14 protein-coding genes are annotated in these 20,637 nt (G+C 67.5%); 11 read left to right on the forward strand and 3 right to left on the reverse strand.

Going from position 1 to position 20,637, the window contains the following annotated elements:
- The 3 genes from ACXJKR_RS06375 to ACXJKR_RS06385 form a co-directional block, all read left to right on the forward strand.
- Positions 1–837: sensor histidine kinase (locus ACXJKR_RS06375; protein ID WP_457321677.1), on the forward strand; the 837-nt coding region annotated here is incomplete at its 5' end.
- Entirely contained in the window at positions 834–1,676 is an 843-nt protein-coding gene (locus ACXJKR_RS06380) for a LytR/AlgR family response regulator transcription factor (RefSeq protein ID WP_457321679.1), read from the forward strand. The genes ACXJKR_RS06375 and ACXJKR_RS06380, both read left to right, overlap by 4 nt.
- Before the next feature lie 179 nt (positions 1,677–1,855).
- Positions 1,856–2,914 (forward strand): hypothetical protein, encoded by a 1,059-nt coding sequence (locus tag ACXJKR_RS06385; RefSeq protein WP_457321681.1) that lies wholly within the window; start codon positions 1,856–1,858, stop codon positions 2,912–2,914.
- Between the two features lie 11 nt (positions 2,915–2,925).
- Here ACXJKR_RS06385 and ACXJKR_RS06390 read toward each other — a convergent pair whose 3' ends face one another.
- Positions 2,926–3,720, reverse strand: a complete 795-nt coding sequence (locus ACXJKR_RS06390) for an alpha/beta fold hydrolase (RefSeq protein ID WP_457321683.1) — start codon at positions 3,718–3,720, stop codon at positions 2,926–2,928.
- Positions 3,721–3,950: 230 nt separating this feature from the next.
- Between ACXJKR_RS06390 and ACXJKR_RS06395 the strand changes: the two genes are divergently transcribed.
- Positions 3,951–5,021: a glycine zipper 2TM domain-containing protein gene (locus ACXJKR_RS06395; RefSeq protein ID WP_457321684.1), complete on the forward strand. Its 1,071-nt coding sequence runs from the start codon at positions 3,951–3,953 to the stop codon at positions 5,019–5,021.
- 31 nt (positions 5,022–5,052) lie between these two features.
- On the opposite strand, the gene ppc is transcribed toward ACXJKR_RS06395, so the two are convergent.
- Together ppc and ACXJKR_RS06405 are read right to left on the reverse strand one after the other, a co-directional pair.
- Complete coding sequence (gene ppc, locus ACXJKR_RS06400) at positions 5,053–7,851, reverse strand: phosphoenolpyruvate carboxylase (protein ID WP_457321686.1); 2,799 nt, start codon at positions 7,849–7,851, stop codon at positions 5,053–5,055.
- Positions 7,852–7,941: 90 nt separating this feature from the next.
- Complete coding sequence (locus ACXJKR_RS06405; protein WP_457321688.1) at positions 7,942–9,177, reverse strand: cytochrome-c peroxidase; 1,236 nt, start codon at positions 9,175–9,177, stop codon at positions 7,942–7,944.
- 104 nt (positions 9,178–9,281) lie between these two features.
- On the opposite strand from ACXJKR_RS06405, the gene ACXJKR_RS06410 reads away from it, so the two are divergent.
- From ACXJKR_RS06410 to ACXJKR_RS06440, 7 genes are all read left to right on the forward strand, one after another.
- Entirely contained in the window at positions 9,282–10,784 is a 1,503-nt protein-coding gene (locus ACXJKR_RS06410) for an ATP-binding protein (RefSeq protein WP_457321690.1), read from the forward strand.
- Entirely contained in the window at positions 10,781–11,470 is a 690-nt protein-coding gene (locus tag ACXJKR_RS06415; protein ID WP_056195288.1) for a response regulator, read from the forward strand. The genes ACXJKR_RS06410 and ACXJKR_RS06415 overlap by 4 nt, the downstream gene beginning before the upstream one ends.
- A gap of 522 nt (positions 11,471–11,992) precedes the next feature.
- Positions 11,993–15,073 (forward strand): TonB-dependent receptor, encoded by a 3,081-nt coding sequence (locus ACXJKR_RS06420; protein WP_457321692.1) that lies wholly within the window; start codon positions 11,993–11,995, stop codon positions 15,071–15,073.
- Positions 15,074–15,233: 160 nt separating this feature from the next.
- Positions 15,234–16,796, forward strand: coding sequence for a tryptophan halogenase family protein (locus tag ACXJKR_RS06425; protein ID WP_457321694.1), 1,563 nt, complete (start codon positions 15,234–15,236; stop codon positions 16,794–16,796).
- A gap of 16 nt (positions 16,797–16,812) precedes the next feature.
- Positions 16,813–17,508, forward strand: a complete 696-nt coding sequence (locus tag ACXJKR_RS06430; RefSeq protein WP_457321696.1) for a SapC family protein — start codon at positions 16,813–16,815, stop codon at positions 17,506–17,508.
- 23 nt (positions 17,509–17,531) lie between these two features.
- Positions 17,532–18,497, forward strand: a complete 966-nt coding sequence (locus ACXJKR_RS06435; RefSeq protein WP_457321698.1) for a cupin-like domain-containing protein — start codon at positions 17,532–17,534, stop codon at positions 18,495–18,497.
- Between the two features lie 14 nt (positions 18,498–18,511).
- A partial coding sequence (locus ACXJKR_RS06440) for a DUF6445 family protein (protein WP_457321699.1) occupies positions 18,512–20,637 on the forward strand: 2,126 nt, incomplete at its 3' end.

Raw genomic sequence — 20,637 nt, forward strand, 5'->3', positions numbered from 1 at the left:
GTCGTGACGATGTTCGCCGTGCTGTCCTGGCTGCTCGTCGTCTGCGCGGCCAAGCGGCTGTGGCCGCGCCTGCCCGAGCCGGTGCAGTGGGGCGCGCTGATGCTGCTCGGCGCCGTCGGTGCCTTGATGGGCTTTGGCCTGCTGAGCCTGACGAGTGAAGACCCGTCCAGCGCCTGGCGTATCGCCAGCATTGCTGCCTGTGGGGCCAGCGGCGCGGCCTTGCTGCTGGCCTGGCTCAAGATGCGCGAGCACACCCAGCGCCCGGCCGACGCCTTGGCTCAGCTCGTCGAGTTGCAGTCGCGCATTCGGCCGCACTTCCTGTTCAACACGCTGAACAGTGCCATCGCCCTCGTGCAGATCGACCCGGCACGCGCCGAGAGCGTGCTGGAGGACCTGGCCGAGCTTTTCCGCGTCGCCCTGGCCGACGCCAGCGCCTCGGTCACGCTGGCCGAGGAGGTCGAGCTGGCGCGCCGCTACCTCGCCATCGAGCAGATCCGCTTCGGAAAGCGGCTGCGCATCGTCTGGCACCTCGACCCCGAGGCGAACAGCGTGCGCGTACCGCCGCTGCTGCTGCAGCCGCTGGTAGAGAACGCGGTGCGCCATGGCGTCGAGCCCAATGACGAGGGCGGCGAGCTGGAGGTCACAACGGTGCGCCGCGGCGCCGAGGTCGAGATCCGCATCGTCAACACCGTCGGCGGGCCGACGCGAACGGCYGGCCATGGCCTGGCCCTGCGCAATGTGCGCCAGCGGTTGAAGCTGATGCACGATGTCGCGGCTCGCTTCGAGATCGAATCCACCGAGCAGCGCTTTTCCTTGCGTATCCTGGTGCCGTTATGACCACAGCCCTGCGCGTCCTCCTCGTCGACGACGAACCCCTGGCCCGGCTGCGCCTGCGCGGTCTGGTCGACGCCATCCAGGAACCGCGCTGCGAGGTCGTCGCCGAGGCGGCCACCGGTTCCCAGGCCGCGGCCTGGCTGCGCGAACATGGCTGCGACATCGTGCTGCTGGACGTGCAGATGCCTGGCGCCGACGGCCTGCAGCTCGCCGACAGYCTGGCCCAGCGTCAGGCGGATCAGCCCGGCCTGCCGGCGCCGCTGATCATTTTCGTCACGGCCCATGCCATGCATGCGCTGCGCGCCTTCGAACTCGACGCGCTGGACTACCTGACCAAGCCCGTTCGCCGCGAGCGCTTGCAGGCCGCCCTGGCCCGCGCCGCGCAGCGCCTGGCCGAGCGGGGTGCCGCCCAGGCTCAGCAGCCGTTGGACACGCCCGGCGCGCCCGGCGCTCCTGATACGGCCGACTTCGTCACGCTGACCGACCGGGGCCGCCTGCTGCGCGTACCGATCGCGGAGGTGCTGTATTTCAAGGCCGAACTGAAATACCTGACGCTGCGCACCGCCAGCGAAAGCCATGTGATGGACGGGGCGCTGTCCGACCTGGAGCAGCGCTTCGGCGAGCGCTTCCTGCGCGTGCACCGCAACGCGCTGGTGGCGCGCTGGGCCGTGCGCRAACTGGAGCGCCACGCGCCGACGTCCTTCGGCGAACTGGATGGCGGTGAAGCCGCCGAGGTCGCCGACAGCTGGGCGGTGCGCGTCGTCCATGTCGATGAATGGCTGGCCGTGTCACGCCGCCAGGTGGCGGCCGTGCGCGAAGCTCTGGCGAGGCAAGAGCGTTGACGGGCAGCTTCGTGCGCCGATGGCGGCTTGGGCTGCTTGTGATTGTTCTGGTAGCCGTGGGGGGCTCGGCGTGGCTGCGAGCAGGGTGGGAAGGCGCTGGGCGTCCGGTGCGCATGCAAGCGCCGCAGACATCGGCATCGGCACCTGCGGTCGGGGCTGAGACCATCGCGCCCGCGAGCATGTCCAGTGGCGCCGCCGCTGCGAAACCTTTCGACCGTGCAGCGAACGCCGGGTCGGCGCCCGCAAGCTTTGCCGTTGCCGATACGTCGGTGGAGATTTGCGGTGTCGGGCGCGTCTCCCCGGCGGAATTGAAAAACGCAATGGAGGACAGCTCGGCCGTTCCGCCCGCGTGGCTCCAGGCTGCGAATGCCGCCATGACCCGACGCACCGAGATTGCGCGAAGCCAACTGGCGGCTCGCCTTGCGGCAGGGTCTGACGTGGACCGCGTGGCCAGCCGGCTGGTCATGGGCGACAGCGAGGGTGCTGCAGCCATCGCTGCGAATAGCCAGGACGCCCCGGCGTACCGGCTCGGATTGGCTGGCTGCCACTACGGTGAACAGGCTGATGCTTCCCCCAATTGCCGTGGGCTGGACGTCCAAGGCTGGATTGACCGCGACCCCGGCGACGCGAGGCCATGGATGCTTCTGGCCTACAGGGCGCTCCACAGCCATGACGTGGTCGCCGCCAAGGATGCGCTGGAGGAGTCCCTTCGTCGGCCAAGGTTGAGTGCCGGAGAGCCGCTGATTGCTGCCGCCATGAAGGAGGCGCCCTCGGCAGTGGCGGACCGAGTCAGCCTTGGCATGGTTTCGATCGACATCATGGGCCGCCAGGCAGCGCTAGGTGACTGGTTTGTCGTCGGTGCGGTGGGTCGGTACTGCAACCCGGACGGCTTGAAGGACGCGCAGCGTGTGCCGCTGTGCCAACAGTTGTCCCGYAGGGTGATGGACAGCGCCGACACTCTGCTTGAGGCCGCGGTGGCGCAGAAGACTGCTGACCGGGTTGGCGTACCGCCCGAGCAACAGAAGTACGACGCTGCCAAGCTGGCGGCGGCCCAAGGCTATTTCACTGACGACGCATCAGGCGTGGCGCTGGGGTTCGACTGCCRCAGCATTGGCCGCACTGCGGACTCCTTCGTCGAACGCGCGAAAGGCGGCGAATTGCAGCTCGCTCTCAATTGGCTGAGCCAGCGCAACCAGCGCGCAGCGCCTGCTTCAAGTGCGAGCGCCGCTCTGCGCTGAATCGCTCTCGCTCAAGCTGCCTGCACCCGCTGCAGGCTGGCCAGGCTCTCCAGCACCAGCCCATTGACCCGCGCCGCCTCCGTGATCGGCGCCATGTGCCCGGCGCCTTCCAGCATCTGCAGCTTCACCAGCGGCAGGCGCACTGACAGGCTCTGCGCCACGCGCCGCGCACTGGCGCGGGTGGCGCTGCCGCAGATCAGTTGCACCGGCATGCGCAGCAGGTCCAGCAGGCTGTCGCTCCATTGCGCGGCGAACAAGGCCTCGAAATGGCGGCGCACCGTCGGCATGGCTTCGGCGATGCGCAGCTGCGCGGCGATGTCCATCTCGGGCCAGACGTCGCGGCCCTGCCAATAGGCGCAGAAACCGCGCGCGGCGCCGAAATCGTCGCTGCGGTCGAGTGCGGCACCCAGCGTGGCGGCGACCGTGCTGATTTCCTCCCACTCCGGCTCGTTCGGACCCAGGGCTGGCAGCACGCCGAAGGCCACGGGTTCGTACAAGGTCAGCGACAGCACGCGCTGCGGCTGCTGCAGTGCCATCTGCAGGGCGACGGCGCCTCCATAGCTGTGGCCGACGAGATGAAAGCCCTGGTTGGGTGCGAACGGCAAGCCGGCCAGCACGCCGTTGGCTTCGACCGACAGCTGGCTGGGCATCAGCTCCGGCCAGTCGGGTCGGCCGCCATGGCCGTAGAGATCGGGCGTGTGCCACTGCCAGGCGTCACCACCCCGGGCAACGAGGCGGCGCCATTGCTTGCCGCTGGCGGCGCTGGAGTGCAGGCAGACGACGGGGGTGGCGTGGGGCTCGGTCATGGCGATCTCCGGTGTGTGGCGGCATCCTCCGGTGCCCGTGTTTCAAGCGGGCTGCGGAGGGCCGGGCGTTTGTTTCATTCGTTTCAGGCCGCCGCGCCGGAGCTCGACGCAGGGGATCACGAACCCACTCGCATGTAGGTATGGGCCTACCCGTGAGCAGGCAGCAGGCCGATGTTTGCTGCACTGCGGTGGCGCCTAGGCTGGGGCTCCCCAATCAACAGGAGCGCGCAATGAAGCACGCCAAGCATTTCTCGGCAACGGCCCTGGCCTGCGCGCTGGTGGCCGGCACGCCCTTCCTGGCCGAGCCAGCCCAGGCGCAGCAGCGCAGCAGCCAGGTGGCGATGCTGCGTGTGACGGGCTTCGACGTCGAACAGGTCGACCGCCTCGAGCCGGGCGCCGAGCTGAACTTCACGGTCTGGGGCACGCCGGGGGCAAACGTGCTGCTGCAGATCGACGGCAGCCGGCGCACGGTGCGCCTGGACGAGACCAGCGCGGGCCGCTATCAGGGCAGCTACATCATCGGCCGCTCGGACCGCATCGGGCCGGATTCGCGGGTGCATGCCAATCTGCGCCGTGACAACCGCGTCACGACGGCGCTGCTGGGCGAAGCGCTGCAGGCGGGCTGGCCGGTGCCGGGCGAGACGGCCCTGCGGCCGGAGATCCAGTCCATGGATGTTGTGCGCGAACGCGGCCGTGGCCGCGCCGAGGCGCTGCGCTACACCTTGCGTGGCACACCAGGTGGCCAGGCCTCCGTGCTGCTGCAGGGCAGCGATACGCGCAACATCGTCCTTGAGGAGATTCGCCCCGGCGAATATGCCGGCACCTATGTGCTGCCGCGCGGCGCCTGGGTGGATACCGAGCGGCCTTTGACGGCCCAGTTGCGCCTGGGGGACCGCAGCGTGCGCAGCAGCGTGCCCAATGCGTATGCCAGTGTGAACCTGCCGCCGCGCCGCGCCGAGGCCTGCTATGACTGCGCGACCGTGCAGGCCGTGAATGCCGTGCAGGTCGACGGCGAGGGCCGCGTGCTGGGCACGGTGGCCGGCGGCGTGCTGGGCGCGGTGGTGGGCAGCCAGTTCGGCAAGGGCGATGGCCGCACGGCCGCGGGCGTGGCCGGAGCAGTGGGCGGCGCGCTGCTGGGCCGCGAGATCCAGAAGCGCAACAGCGAGCGCACGCAGTATGAAGTGGTGGTGCGCACGAACGACGGCCAGCAGCGCACGGTTGTCTATGCCKACCCGCCGTCTTTCCGCGTGGGCGACACGGTGCGCGTCGTTGGCGACACGCTGGCGGCCTACCAGCGCTAGCGTCCAGGCGACGCGGTCGGGGGCGTGCGCTTCAACCGGTGTTGCGCAGCCCCGCGGCGATGCCGTTGATGGACAGATGGATGCCGCGCTGCACGCGCTCCATGGCCGGGTCGTCCGCCTGGGTGCGGCGGTAGCGGCGCATCAGCTCGACCTGCAGGTGGTTGAGCGGGTCGATGTAGGGGAAGCGGTGTTCGATGGAGCGGGCCAGCGACGGGTTGGCCGCCAGGCGCTTGTCGTCGCCGGTGATGAGGCTCAGCGCCGCTTGCGTGAGGTCGAACTCGGCGCGGATGGCCGTGAAGATGCGCTTGCCGAGCTTCTTGTCCTCCACCAGTTCCACGTAGYGCTCGGCCAGGGCCAGGTCGGTCTTGGCCAGCACCATGTCGAGGTTGGACAGCAGCGCGCGGAAGAAGGGCCAGCCCTTGAGCATGCGCTTGAGCAGGGCCAGGTTCTTGGCGCGCTGTGCCGGCTCTTCGCCGAGGAAGGCCTCCACGCCGGAGCCGAAGCCGCACCAGCCGGGCAGGGCGACGCGGGCCTGGCCCCAGGAAAAGCCCCAGGGGATGGCGCGCAGGTCTTCGATGGCGCGCGTAGCCTTGCGTGAGGCCGGGCGTGAGCCGATGTTCAGCTCGGCGATCTCGCGGATGGGCGTGCTGGCGAAGAAGTAGTCGGCAAAGCCCGGCGTGCCGTAGACGAGACCGCGGTAGGCGTCGAAGCTCGCGTCCGACAGCGCCTGTGCAGCCTGCAAAAAGCCCTTGGGCGCGCTCTGCGTCGGATGCAGCAGCGTGGCCTCCAGCGTGGCGGCCACCAGCGTTTCCAGGTTGCGCCGGCCGATCTCCGGGTGGGCGTACTTGGAGGCGATGACCTCGCCCTGCTCGGTCAGGCGGATCTGGCCGTTCACGGTGCCGGGAGGCTGGGCCAGGATGGCCTGATAGCTCGGGCCGCCGCCGCGGCCGACGGTGCCGCCACGGCCGTGGAAGAGGCGCAGCGTGATGGGGCCGACGCGCTTCAATTCGTCGAACAGCTCGACCAGCGCGATCTCGGCGCGGTAGAGCTCCCAGGACGAGGTGAACATGCCCCCGTCCTTGTTGCTGTCCGAGTAGCCCAGCATGATGTCCTGCTCGCCGCTCGAACGGTCCACCAGGCCGCGCACGCCGGGCAGGGCGTAGAACTCGCGCATGATGTCCGGCGCGACGCGCAGGTCGCCAATGGTCTCGAACAGCGGCACGATGATGAGGTCGCTGACCGCATACTCGGTCAGCACGCCGCGCAGCAGGCCGGTTTCCTTCAGCAGCAGGGCCACTTCCAGCAGGTCGGACACCGACTCGGTGTGCGAAATGATGTAGTGGCGCAGCGCCTCGCGGCCGAAGCGGGCCAGGGCCTCGCGGGCGGCTTCGAAGGTGGCGAGTTCGAACAGCGTCTTGTCGGTATAGCTCGCGCCGATGACGCGCAGCGGGCGGGCGTCGTTGAGCAGCTTCAGCAGCAGTTCGCGCTTGGCGGCTTCATCGAGCGCCGGGTAGTCGGCCTCGATCCGGGCCGTGGCCAGCAACTCCGCCAGCACCAGCTCGTGCTGGTCGCTGCTCTGGCGCAGGTCCAGCGTGGCGAGGTGGAAACCGAACACCTGCACGGCGCGGACCAGCGGGCTCAACCGCGGTGCGATCAGCGCTTCGGCATGGTGGCTCTTCAGCGAGGCCTCGATGATGCGCAGGTCGGCCAGCAGCTCATCGGGTGTGCGATAGGGGTCTTGCGGCGCGACGGCATGGCGCAGCGCCTCGGTGCCGGTCAGCGCATGCAGGGTGGCGGCCAGGCGGGCATACATGCCCGTCAGCGCACGGCGGTAAGGCTCGTCCATGCGATGGACGTTCTGGTCGGGGCTGCGCTCGGCGAGCTTCTGCATGTCGGCAGAGACGCCCGTCAGGTGCAGCGAGATGGACAGCTCCGCGCCCAACTCGTGCAGCTCGGTCAGGTAGTGGCGCAGCGCCACCTCACTCTGGCGCTGCATGGCGCGCTTGAGCGTCACGGCGCCGACGTTGGGGTTGCCGTCGCGGTCGCCGCCGATCCAGTTGCCCATGCGCAGGAAGCTGGGCAGTTGCTCGCCGGGCAGGTGCTCCTCCAGCTCGGCATAGAGCTTGGGAATCTGACGCAGGAAGGTGGACTGGTAGTAGGAGAGCGCGTTCTCGATCTCGTCGGCCACCGTCAGCTTGGAGTAGCGCAGCATGCGCGTCTGCCAGAGTTGGGTGATGCGGGCGCGCAGCAGGCCCTCGGTGTCGCGCAGCTCACGCTCCGTGCCCGCGCGGTCGCGAGCTTCCAACAGGCCGGCCACGGCGCGCTCGGCGTCCAGGATGCTCTTGCGCTGCACCTCGGTCGGATGGGCTGTCAGCACCGGCGAGATGAAGCCGCGCTTGAGCACCTCGGCGATCTCGGTCGGGCGGATGCCGGCCTCGTGCAGATGCTCCAGGCAATAGGCCAGCGAGCCGGGCTGCAGGCTGCCGGCTCGCTCGTGCACGTCGCGGCGGCGGATGTGGTGACGATCCTCGGCGATGTTGGCCAGATGCGAGAAATAGCTGAAAGCGCGGATGACGCTGACGGCCTGCTCGCCGGACAGGCTCTTCAGCAGCTTGTCGAAGCGCTTGCCGGCTTCCTTGTCGTGCTTGTGGCGATAGGCCACCGACAGCTGGCGGATGCGCTCGACCAGCTCGTAGGCCTCGCGCCCCTCCTGTTCGCGGATGACGTCGCCGAGGATGCGCCCGAGCAGCCGGATGTCGGCCACCAGCGGTTCATTCTTGTCGGCCTTTTTGTCGATCTCTTGGCGGGCAGGAGCGGCTCGTGAGGGCATGGCAGGTCGTCCGAGAAGGAATTGCTATAGGAGAAGTAACCAAGTTACCTCTCCGTGACTCTAGCAGTTTCTTCTCAGGAGCGGACCCCTTCACTGTGCCGCCGGCGCTGTCGCGAAACCGTCGCTGAGCGTGCGCAGGAAGGCGACAACGTCGGTCACGTCCTGGGCGGTCAGGGTCGGCGGCTGGCCGGCGCGCCGGAAGGGTGCGCCTTGCTGGACATTGCCGTGGTAGAGGGCGGGCAGGTCGTTGTAGACCAGGGCCTGTCCGTTGACGGTCGGGTACCAGCGCGCCGGATCGAGGTCACGCGTGGCGTAGAAGGCGACGGCGTCTTCGAGTGCGGCGAAGCGGGCGTTGTGGAAGTACGGTCCCGTCAAGGCGACGTTGCGCAGCGTCGGCGTGCGGAACATCCCGCACAGGTCGGCGCGGCCAGCGAGGTCGCTGCGGGCGCACAGGCCGAGATCGAAGAAGGCCGGATTGGCGGTGGCCTGGCTCTGGTTGCGCGGCACGCCGAGGGCGTGATAGCTGAAGTTGGTGAACAGGGCGCGGTTCAGGCCTGGCTGGATTTGAACAGGCCGGCTGTCATGGCAGCTGGCGCAGTTGCCGCGCTGCGGGTCGTTGAACAGATTGAGGCCGCGCTGCTCCTGGGCGGTGAAGGTGGTGCGGCCGTCCTGGACCGCGTCGAACTTGCTTGTGAACGGATGGAACCTGGCGTCATCGGCCTGGTAGCGGGCGAGTGCGGTGACGGCGGCGTCGACCAACTGGTTGTCAGTCGCGGCGGCCGGCAGATTGGCTGCGGCACGCAGGTCGGCCGAATAGGGCAGGGCGCGCAACCGGGTTGCCAGCGCGGCGACGTCGGCATTGGCCATCTCGTCAGCATTGAACAGTGGCCCGCGCGCCTGCTCGCTGCGGTTGTTGGCGCGGCCATCCCAGAACAGCCCGCCGCGCGGCCGGCCCTGGGCGTCAAACCCAAAGGCGCCGGCCTGATCGAGGTAACGAGCGCTGGGCGAACTGCGCAGGCCCTGGTGGGTGCCGTCGGTACCACCCAGGGGCAGGAAGCTGCCGGTTGCATCCGAATGGCCGCGCGCCTCGACGTGGCAGCTGGCGCAAGCCAGCTTGCCGCTGGCGGAGAGGCTGACCTCCTCGAACAACCGGTCGCCGACCTGGGCCAGCGTCGGCACGGGAACGGGCGCTGGCAAAGGCGTGCGGGGTGGGCGCTGGGCGGCGGCATCGGCGCTGGCGTCGGCAGCGGCGCCGCCAGCGCCGCCGCCGCAGCCAGCGAGCAGGCAGAGCAGCATTGCGGGCAGCAGGATGTGGCGGGCGGGCATGGCGGTCTCCTTCGTTGGCATGCCGCGAGCTTCCCGGCCGAGCGTGGGCCCAGCATGGAGAAACTGTGGAGGCCGGCTCCACAGTTGCCCGGCAAGATGCGCGCATGCGTCTTGTCCACCAGTTGTCTCTGCTTCTCATCACCATCGCGCTGGCGGCCGTCGCGGCCGTGGCCGGTCAAGTGGTCTGGAATCTGCGCGCCGGCTTCAGTGACTATCTGCAGGCTCAGGACGGCGAGCACCTGACGCGACTGATGGAAGCCGCCGAGCGAGACCTGGCCCGGCGCGGCGGGGCGCCGCAGGACTGGCGCCCGGCGCTGCGTGACTGGCTGGACACCGTGCGCGTGTCGACGGGGCATGGCGGCCCTGCTGAAGGACCACCGCCGGGCGGCCGGTCCGACGATCCGCCGCCACCGGAGCGTGGCGATCCCGAGGGCCGCCGTCCGCCGCCTGACCCGCGCCGCGACCCACCACCGCCGCGCCGCGATCCTTCCAATTTCGGCCCACGCGTCGTTGTGCTGGCTGCCGATGGCATCACCCCGCTGGCGGGCCGCCGCGAGACGCTGGGCCGCCCCGGCCAGACCCGCGCCATCAAGCTCAATGGCCAGACGCTGGCCGTGCTGCGGCTGGCGGAACGTGCCGGGCCGGCCGAGGGGGTGGACGCCAGTTTCCTGCGACGGCAGTACATCGGCTTGGGCGTTGTGGTCGGGGGTGTCCTCATCGTGGCCTTGGTGCTGGCACGGCTGCTCGCCGTGCGCTGGGCGCGGCCATTGGCCGAGGCCCAGGTTGCGGCACGGCGGATCGCGGCGGGCGAGTTCGACGTGCGCCTGCCCGCGCCCCGCGATGGCGGCGGTGCCAGCGAGATCACAGGCCTGCACGCGGACATCAACGGCATGGCCGAGGCGCTGCAGCGACTGGAGAGCAGCCGCCAGCGCTGGATCGCCGAGCTGTCCCACGAGTTGCGCACGCCGCTGGCCGTGCTGCGTGGCGAGGTCGAGGCGCTGGTGGACGGCATACGGCCGCTGGACAGCGCGGCGCTCACCTCGCTGCAGGAAGAGATCAAGCGCCTGTCCCGCCTGGTTGAAGACTTCCACCTGCTGGCTACCTCCGAGCTGCGGTCCCTGCCTTGCGAATTCGAGCCCGTGGCGCCGGTTGCGCTGCTGCAGGCGGCCCTTGAGCGCATCGCGCCGCGTGCCAGGGCGCGGGGCCTGGTCATTGAGGCGCCTCTGCCGCAGGTGCTGCCGGCCGCGTACTGGGACGCAGTGCGAATCTCTCAACTGCTGGCCAATCTGCTTGAGAACAGCCTGCGCTACACCGAGGCTCCCGGCCTGCTGCAGGTGTCCGCGCGCTCGCTGGGCACGGCCATCGAGATCCGCATCGAAGACACACCGCCCGGCGTGGCGGAGGCCGAGCTGGACCGCCTGTTCGACCCGCTCTACCGTGTCGACCCCTCGCGCAGTCGCGCCTTTGGGGGCTCGGGCCTGGGCTTGGCCATCGCCCGTGCCATCGCGCTGGCCCATGGCGGTCGCCTGCACGCCGAGGCCTCGACGCTGGGCGGCCTGGCCATGGTGCTGACACTGCCGCTCAAAMCCGAGGGAAATGGCCTATGAGCGATCTCATCCTGATCGTCGAGGACGAGCCCAAGCTGGCGGCCCTGGTGCGGGACTATCTGCAGGCCGCCGGCTACCGCAGCGAATGGCTGGCCGATGGCCGCCAGGCGCTGGAGAGGCTCAAGACCGGCCCGATGCCGGCGGCGGTGCTGCTGGACGTCATGCTGCCCGGGCTGGACGGCCTGGAGGTCTGCCGCGCCGTGCGCATGTTCAGCGACGTGCCCATCCTCATCAACAGCGCCCGTGTCGAGGAACTGGACCGGCTGCTTGGCCTGGAACTCGGCGCGGACGACTACGTCTGCAAGCCCTTCAGCCCGCGCGAACTCGTGGCCCGCGTGAAGGCCCTGCTGCGCCGCGCCCAGGGACGGCTGGCGCCGGCCACACTGGTGCCGGCGGGTGGCGGCTTTGCGGTGGATGAGGCGGGCCAGCGCATCGTCTGGCAGGAGCAGGCGCTGTCGTTGACGCCGGTGGAGTTCCGCCTGTTGCGCCAGCTGCTGCAACAGCCGGGGCGCGTTTTCGAACGGTCCCAACTGCTGGATCTCATCCACGAGGACTTCCGCGACGTGTCCGACCGGGTTGTCGACAGCCATATCAAGAACATCCGCCGCAAGCTGGCGGCGCTGGAGCCAGCCCAGGAATGCATCGCTTCGGTGTACGGCGTGGGCTACCGACTGGACCTGGCCTGAGCCTGCTTTCTCCACTGCGTTGCTTTTGGACAACTCATCACGGGCGCCGTACCTGCACTGAAACCAGAGGCACCCCTCTGGTGCCCAAGTGAACCATCTTGGGCTTTCTGTCCCCATTCCGGGAAAACCAGACTGCGCACGCAATTGAATCCTCCGCCACATTGGGATATTGTTGACAGCGTTGTCTATTTGAATTGACCCGCAGATCGATGTGCTCTTGGCAAGGATGCTGAGATCGCTACCAAAGCTCATCCCCGATGGTTGCGCGCAAGCGCACGATTCGCTGTCCGGCCACCCCGGAAAGAGCTGCTTTCGCAGGTGTTGTTGATTGCGCACACGGCAAGATCAACTCGCGTAAACCCCAGGAGTCATGGGGAGGCCAAAACGTACAGTACGCAGGCGCCTGCAACGGGCACTCTCTTTTTTGAGGAGTGCTGGTAACGCTACCAAGTGCTGGCATCAGCGGGCCATAGAGTCGTCATCAATCGGCGCTACAGCCGCTTAAAGCAAGTAAGGAGACAAATGAAACACCCTCAGATTTCCAAAGTTCGGCGTGGTCCCGTGCGGTCCATCCGGCTCAAGCCCGTTGCGTGGGCCTCGTCGATCGCGTTGCTCACGGGTGCCGCTGCGGTACATGCTCAGCAGGCTGGCGCTGCGGCGCCTGCATCTGCGGCGTCGGCTGCTGCCAACTCCCTGGAGACCGTGGTCATCACGGGTATTCGCCGGTCCCTTGACAGCGCTGTCACCCTGAAGCGCGATTCGCGCGGCTTGGTCGATGGCATCGTGGCTGAAGACATCGGCAAGTTCCCGGACACCAACCTGGCCGAGTCGATGCAGCGCATCGCCGGCGTGTCCATCGACCGGAACATGAGCGGTGAAGGCTCGCAAGTCACCGTTCGCGGCGTCGGCCCGCAGTTCAACATGGTGCTGCTGAACGGCCGGCAGATGCCGACCTCCAATGGTGCCGGCCGCGCCTTCGACTTTGCCAACCTGTCCTCCGACGCAGTTTCCGCGCTGGAGGTGTACAAGACCGCTCGTGCCTCGTCGCCGACGGGCGGTATCGGCGCCACCATCAACGTCAAGACGGCCCGCCCGCTGGATGTGCGCGAAACCATCGCCAGCATCGGCATCAAGGCCAACTATGACGAGTCGATCGGCCGCCTGCCGGGCGAGATTGCGGGCTCGAAGGTCACGCCAGAAATCTCCGGCATCTACAGCACGTCCTTCGGGGACCGCACGCTCGGCATCTCGATTAGCGGCAACTACTCGAAGCGCAACTCGGGCTCCAACAACGCGTTCACCGGCAACGGCTGGCAAACACAGCCGATTACGAACGGTGCCGCCGGTACGGCGTATGACGGTGTTCCGGCCGGCAACCTGAAGAACTTCCCGACCAGCGGCTATGTGACGCACACGAATGACGTGCGTTACCGCGTGACCGATCTGGAGCGCGAGCGCATCAACGGTCAGGCCGTTCTGCAGTTCGCCCCGACGAAGGAACTGAAGTTCACGCTGGACCACACGATTGCCATCAACGCGACCAAGCAGAACGCCATTGAGAACTCCTCCTGGTTCGGCCCCTCGTATTCGGGCCCGTTGAATGGCCAGCCGCCCACGACCTTCACCGCCACGGGCCAGGTCTACGACCCGATCATCCAGACGGCCACCTGGGACGGCACGCACGACTTCGCGATGTACGCTGCCCAGCAGGCGGTCAAGACCAAGCTGAACTCCACCGGTTTCAATGCGGCATGGAAGGTCAGCGAGAAGCTGAACATCGATCTCGACGCTCACCATTCGACGTCCCGGACCAATCCGGACAGCCCTTATGGCGACACCAACGTCATTGACCTGGCAATGTTCAACCAGGGCAACACGACGATGTACTACGACCAGAAGTTCCCGGTCATGCAGTCGCCCGGCTTGAAGTACGACTCCAGCAAGACCACCGTCACGGGCTCGCAGTTCACCAACAACATTTCCTATCAGGACGTCGATCAGGTCCAGGCCAGCGGCACCTACAAGCTCAGCGCCGACGACAAGCTGCTCGCCGGCCTCGGTTTCACCAAGCTGAAGAATCGTTCCGCCGGCTCGAACAACTTCCACGGCGACTGGGGTGGCATCGGCCCGCAAGGCTCGTTCAAGGACATGACCGTCGCCCAGTACAACATCGCCAGCTTCTACGGCCGGATTCCTGGCAGCAGCGACGCGCGCCAGTTCCCGACGTTCTTCGTGCCGAACTTCGACCAACTGCGTGCGCAGGCCGTCAAGAACGCGCAGTCGTATCGTCCGACGTCGCTCCCGCCGGGCAATCCGCTGAGCGCGGCGGAGGCAGATGCCTACTTCAAGCCGTATACCGACTTCACCAACGGAAACGATTGGCGCACCACCGAGAAGTCGACCGCGGCCTACGGTCAGTGGGACCACTCGTTCGACACGTCCATCCCGATGAACCTGTCGGTCGGTCTGCGCTATGAGCAGACGAAGATCACGTCCTCGTCACAAGTCACCTCCTACAACGCCACCACCTGGTATGCGGAAAACGAGGTGAGGCTCGATGGCGCAACCACGACCTTCGGTACCAAGGACGGCAAGTACAGCTATTGGCTGCCCAGCATCGACTGGGATGCCGACCTGACGTCCGATATCAAGGTGCGCGCGAGCTACGGTGTCAACATCGGTCGCCCGAACTTCGGCGACATGCTGGGCGGTGTCGCTCTGAACGCGAACTCGGGCCGCTACAACATCCACGGCGCCGGTTCGACCGGTGACCCGGCACTGAAGCCGCTGAAGTCCAAGAACTTGGACCTGTCTGCCGAGTACTACTACGCCAAGTCGTCGTATGTGGCAGCGGGCGCCTTCTACAAGAAGGTATCCGACTTCTTCACCACGAAAACGGTTCAGCAAACGTTCGCCGGCCTGAACCAGCCTGCCAGTGGCACGTATTTCGACGCTGCCCRGGCGTCGGGTATTCCTGCTGACAGTCCCAAGCTGCTGCGCAACTACATCTTCAAGAACTACAACGGCCAGCCGGGCGTCACGGTCACCGATGCCAGTGACCCGAACTTCCTGAAGGGCAACATTGCGGGCACGGTCCCCGGCGCCCAGCCGCTGATCTTCGACATCACGACGCCGTCMAATGCCGGTGGCGACAACATCAAGGGCCTGGAGTTCAACTTCCAGCACATGTTCAGCACCAGTGGCTTCGGCGTCTCGGGCAACTACACGCTGGTCCGCAGTGGCCTGAAGTACCGCAACGACGCGTCAAGCACCGATGTGCAGTCCCCTCTGGTGGGTGTCAGCGATTCCGCCAACGTGGTGGGCTTCTACGAAAACGACCAGTGGTCGATTCGTGCCGCCTACAACTGGCGCGATTCGTTCCTCTTGGGTAACGACAACGGCAACAACCCGCGGTACACCGAGGCCTATGGGCAGGTGGACGCGTCCATCGGCTACAAGATTGGCAAGAACCTGACCCTGCAGGCCGACTTGCTGAACTTGAACGATGGCTACATCCGCACCCACGGCCGCAGCAAGAACGAGATCATCTCCGCCATCCAGACGGGCCGCCGTTACCTGGTCGGTGCTCGCTATCGCTTCTGAGCGATGAGCACCGCCGCCCGGTAAACGCCCCTCGGGGCCGTTCGCCGGGCGACCCAGATTGGCCGAGGCGGGCGCGCAACGCCCACCTCGGCCAAATTTCCTTTCAGAATTCCTCGGCCTTTGCGGCGTGCCCGGCACCCGCACGGCCATACTTTGCGGGATGAGTTCCGAGGTGACGACAGCCGTTCGACGTATCGTGGTGCTGGGGGGAGGCTCGGCCGGTTGGTTGACGGCTGCGACCCTGGCGGCGGAACTGGGCGGTGACGGCCCCGACGCGCTGCAGATCACGCTCATCGAATCCCCCGACGTGCCCTCCATCGGCGTGGGCGAGGGCACCTGGCCGACGATGCGCGCCACGCTGCATCGCATCGGCCTCAGTGAAGTCGACCTGATCCGCGAATGCGACGCAGCCTTCAAGCAGGGCTCCTGCTTCGACGGCTGGCTGTACGGCGGAGCCGGTGATCGCTACTACCACCCCTTCACGTTGCCTCACGGCCATGGCGAGGCCGACCTGGCAGGCGCATGGCTGCAGGCGGGCGGCGAGCACGCGTTTGCCGAAAGCGTGGGTGCGCAGCCGCATGTGTGCGACGCACGCCTGGCGCCCAAGCAGACGACGACGCCGGAGTTCGGCGGCGTCCTCAACTACGGCTACCACTTCGATGCCGTCAAGCTCGGCCACCTGCTGCGCCGGCATGCGACGACGGTGCTCGGCGTCCACCACGTGGTGGACCACTTCACCGCCGTGCGCTCGCAGGAGAACGGCGACATCGCGGCGCTGACGACCCGTGGGCACGGCGACATCGAGGGCGACCTCTTCATCGACTGCTCGGGCCTGGCCAGCCTGTTGCTGGGCCAGCATTACGGCGTCAAGCTGCGCTCCGAGAAGGGCGTTCTCTTCAACGACAGCGCGCTGGCCGTGCAGGTGGCGCATGCCGATGCGCAGGCACCGCTGGCCTCCGCGACCATCTCCACCGCGCATGCCGAGGGCTGGACCTGGGACATCGGCCTGCCCACGCGGCGCGGCATCGGCTTGGTGTTTTCAAGCGGCCATACCGACGATGCCGCCGCCGAGCGCGCGCTGCTGGGCCATCTGCAGCGCAACGGGCTGTCGCTGGGCGACGCAACGCCACGCCGGCTGAGCTTCAGCCCCGGCTACCGCGAGCATTTTTGGCATCGCAACTGCGTCGCCGTCGGGCTGTCTGCCGGCTTCATCGAGCCGCTGGAGGCGTCCGCGCTGGCGCTGGTCGAACTGTCGGCCGCGATGATCCGCGACGAGATGCCTGCCAATCGCGCCGACATGGACCTCGTCGCCAAACGCTTCAACGAGGCCTTCGCCTACCGCTGGTCGCGCATCATCGACTTCCTGAAGCTGCACTATGTGCTGAGCCGCCGCGACGACGCGGACTACTGGCGCGAGCACCGCAGCGCAGCGACGCAACCCGAGTCGCTGCGCGAACTGCTGCAGCTCTGGGCTCACCGCGCGCCGTCGCGCAACGACTTCTATCGCAACGAAGAGGTCTTCCCCGCCGCGAGCTACCAGTACGTGCTCTATGGCATGCATTTCAAGCCCGCGCTGCGGGCCCCGCGTGCCGACCAGCGGACCCAAGCCGAAACCGGCCTCAAGGACGTGACGACAATCACCCGGCGGTTGCTGGGCGGCCTGCCCCGCCACCGCGATCTCATCCAACACATCCGCGAGCACGGCATGCCGCCGGCCGCTTGATTTCCAGAGCCCATCCATGCCGCAACTGCTCAACAACATCCAGCACAAGGACCTGCGCGTCATCACCCAGCGTGGCGCGCAATGGGGCGACGACATCATGTCGGCGCCCGTCACGGTGGACGAGTTCCGCAAGCTCCAGGCGCATTACCCCATCGTCTTCCAGCCCGATGGCAAAGGCGGCTTMGCGCCGGCGGCGCTGTTCGGCCTGCAGGAGGGGGAGAACCTGTTCCTGAACGAGCAGGGCTGGGATGCCGACTACCTGCCGCTGTCCGTGCAGCGCCTGCCGTTCTCCATCGGCATCGCCGATGACGAGCTGCGCATGATGGTCGACATGGACAGCAAGCGCGTCAGCCTGGGCGCCGAGGGCGAGGCCGTGTTCCTGCCGCATGGCGGCACGACCGACTTCACCGAGAACGCGAACTCCGTGCTGCGCACGCTGCATGAGGGCTTAGAGGCCACGACCGACTTCATCCAGACGCTGATGAAGTACGAACTGCTCGAGTCCTTCGTGCTCGACGTGGAGCGCCCTGACGGCTCGCATGGTCAGCTGGCGGGCTACTACATCCTCCAGGAGGAGCGCCTCGCCGCGTTGGACGCCAGCACCGTCGGCCTGCTGCACCAGGCCGACTACCTGCAGCCTATCTACATGGCCATCGCGTCGCTGTCCAACTTCACCAAGCTGATCAAGCGCCACCTCGCACGGGAGGTCTGAGCAGGATGTTGGAGCGCAGTGATGTGAGCGCCGAAGCGATCCCGGCAGACGTGCTCCAGTCCACCCAGCCCGTGCTGATGCGCGGCTTGGTCGGGCGCTGGCCGCTGGTGCAGGCCGCGCAGCGGTCCGACGCCGATTTTTGCGACTACCTGCGCGGCTTCGGCGCCGACACGCGCCTGGCCCTCTGGCGCGGCGCACCGGAGATCGGCGGGCGCTTCTTCTACAACGCCGACTTCACCGGCTTCAACTTCCGGCACGAGACCCACACCTTCGGCGCGCTGCTGGACGAGCTGCTGGCCGGCACGCCGGACGCCCTCTACCTCGGCTCCACCGGCATCGACCACTGCTTTCCCGGCCTGCGCCCGCCCAACGACCTGCCTGCGCTGGCGCCCTTCAACCCGCATGCGAGCATCTGGCTCGGCAACCGCATGCAGGTAGCCACGCATTTCGACCTGCCGGACAACCTTGCCTGCGTCGTCGCCGGTCGGCGCCGCTTCACGCTCTTCCCGCCCGAGCAGGTGGCCAACCTCTACGTCGGTCCGCTGGACCTGACGCCCGCTGGCCAGCCGATCAGTCTCGTCGACCACGCGCGGCCCGACCTCGTGCGTTTCCCGCGATACGCGCAGGCGCTGGAGCATGCGCAAACCTTCGAGTTGCTGCCAGGCGATGCGCTCTTCATCCCCAGCCAGTGGTGGCATGGCGTGGAGTCGCTGGAGCCCATCAGCGCGCTCGTCAACTTCTGGTGGCGGCAGTCCCCGGCCTTCATGGACGAACCGATCAACACGCTGTTGATGGCCTTGCTGTCGCTGCGCGACCTGCCGCCGGCCCAGCGCGATTCCTGGCGCGCGCTGTTCAACCACTACGTCTTCGACGCTGACGAAACGACGGCGGCCCACATCCCGCCCGCCGCGCGCGGCATCCTCGCGCCGATGACCGACAACAGCGCCCGCCAGCTGCGCTCGATGCTGCAGAACCGACTCAAACGATGAGCTCATCCACGACCATGACCACCGCTCCCAAACCCATCCGTCGCGTCGTCATCGCCGGTGGCGGCACCGCCGGCTGGATGGTGGCCGCGGGCCTGTCCAAATGCCTGGGCAAGCATTACGACATCCGGCTCGTCGAGTCCGAGGAGATCGGCACGGTCGGCGTTGGCGAGGCCACGATCCCGACGCTGCACATCCTGCACGAGATCCTGGACCTGGACGAGCGCGAGTTCATCCAGGCCACGCAGGCCACGTTCAAACTCGGCATCAGCTTCGAGAACTGGCGCAACGTCGGCGAGAACTACTTCCACTCCTTCGGCAAGACCGGCAAGGGTCACTGGACGGCCGGCTTCCACCATTTCTGGCTGGAAGGCCGCAAGCGTGGCCTGGCGAGCGACTACGGCGACTACTGCCTGGAGCTGCGCGCCGGGCTGGACAACCGCTTCGCGACGCTGCCCGACAACGGCATCAACTACGCCTATCACTTCGACGCGACGCTCTACGGCCAGTACCTGCGCCGCTTCTCCGAAGCGCTGGGCGTGCAGCGCATCGAAGGCAAGATCGCCAAGGTCCACACCGATGCCGCCAGCGGCGACATCACCGGCCTGCAACTCGATGGCGGCGCGCTGATCGAAGGCGACTTCTTCATCGACTGCACCGGCATGCGCGCGTTGCTCATCGGCGAGACGCTGGGCGTGCCCTACGAAAGCTGGTCGCACTGGCTGCCCTGCGATAGCGCCCTGGCCGTGCAGACCACGCTGGTCGGCGAGCCCGTGCCCTACACCCGCGCCATCGCCCACCCTTGGGGCTGGCAGTGGCGCATCCCGCTGCAGCACCGGGTCGGCAACGGCGTCGTGTTCAGCAGCAAGCACATCAGCGACGACGACGCGAAAGCGGCGCTGCTCGCCAACATCGAGGGCGAGGTGCTGCGCCAGCCGCGCGTCATCAAGTTCACGCCCGGCCAGCGCGAGCAGGTTTGGAAGAAGAACTGCGTCGCCATCGGCCTGGCCAGCGGCTTCCTGGAGCCGATCGAATCCACCAGCATCCACCTGATTCAGAAGGGCCTGACCCGGCTGATCGAGCTGTTCCCGACCGATGGCGTGCGCCAGAGCGATATCGACGAGTACAACCGGCAGACGCAGGAGGCGATCGAGGTCGTGCGCGACTTCATCATCCTGCACTACCACGTCAACAACCGCACGGACTCGGCCTTCTGGCGTGACTGCCGCGAGATGGATGTGCCGCCGCTGCTCAAGCACCGCATCCAGCATTTCCGCGACACCGCCCGCATCATGCTGAACCAGGGCGAGCTGTTCGCCGAGAACTCCTGGGTGCAGGTCATGATGGGGCAGGGCATCACGCCTGCCAGCCACCACCCCATCACGCGCAACATGGACAACCGCAACCTCGCGGAGTTCCTCGGCGACATCCGCAAGGATGTGGCGCGCACGCTGATGAAGCTGCCAAAGCACCAGCAGTTCATCGACGGCTTCTGCCCCGCACCCAAGCTCGACCTGGTCACGAACAAGCCTGTCGTCGGCCCCGAGCTGCGCATCAACCCCAACGCCCGTCTGGAGACGGTGCAGCTGTCCAACGGCGCGACGGTCTACGTGGTCGACGACTTCGCGCAAGACCCCGAGGCCCTCGTGGCGCTTGCCCAGGCCCAGGCCGGCCAGTTCGAGGCGCCCGCGGGCCATCCCTATCCCGGCCCGCAGCTGGCACTGCCGGACGGCATCGCCGGCGCACTGGGGGGCTATTTCGAACAGCACCTGCGCCCCCGRCTGGGTGCCGGCCCGGGGCTGGGCATGTTCGGCCGCTTCTCGCGTGTCACCCAGGACGCCACGACGCTGGACCCGCGCCAGCGCATCTGCCACCGCGACGACTCCGCCATCGGGCCGGGCGAGGTGATCTCGGCATCCGTGCACTACCTGTTCAAGGACGAGCAACTGGGGGGCACCGTGTTCTTCCGTTCGCTGATGTCCGACGCCGAGACGCGCCAGTTCATGCGCGACTCCAACACGCTGAACGGCAGCGCCTTCAGCGACAAGTACGGCATCGCGCCCGGCTACATGACCGAGAGCAACCGCTACTTCGAGGTCATCGGCCGGATACCCGCCAAATGGAACCGCGCCATCTTCTACAG

It is taken from the genome of Roseateles sp. P5_E11 (assembly GCF_054049355.1).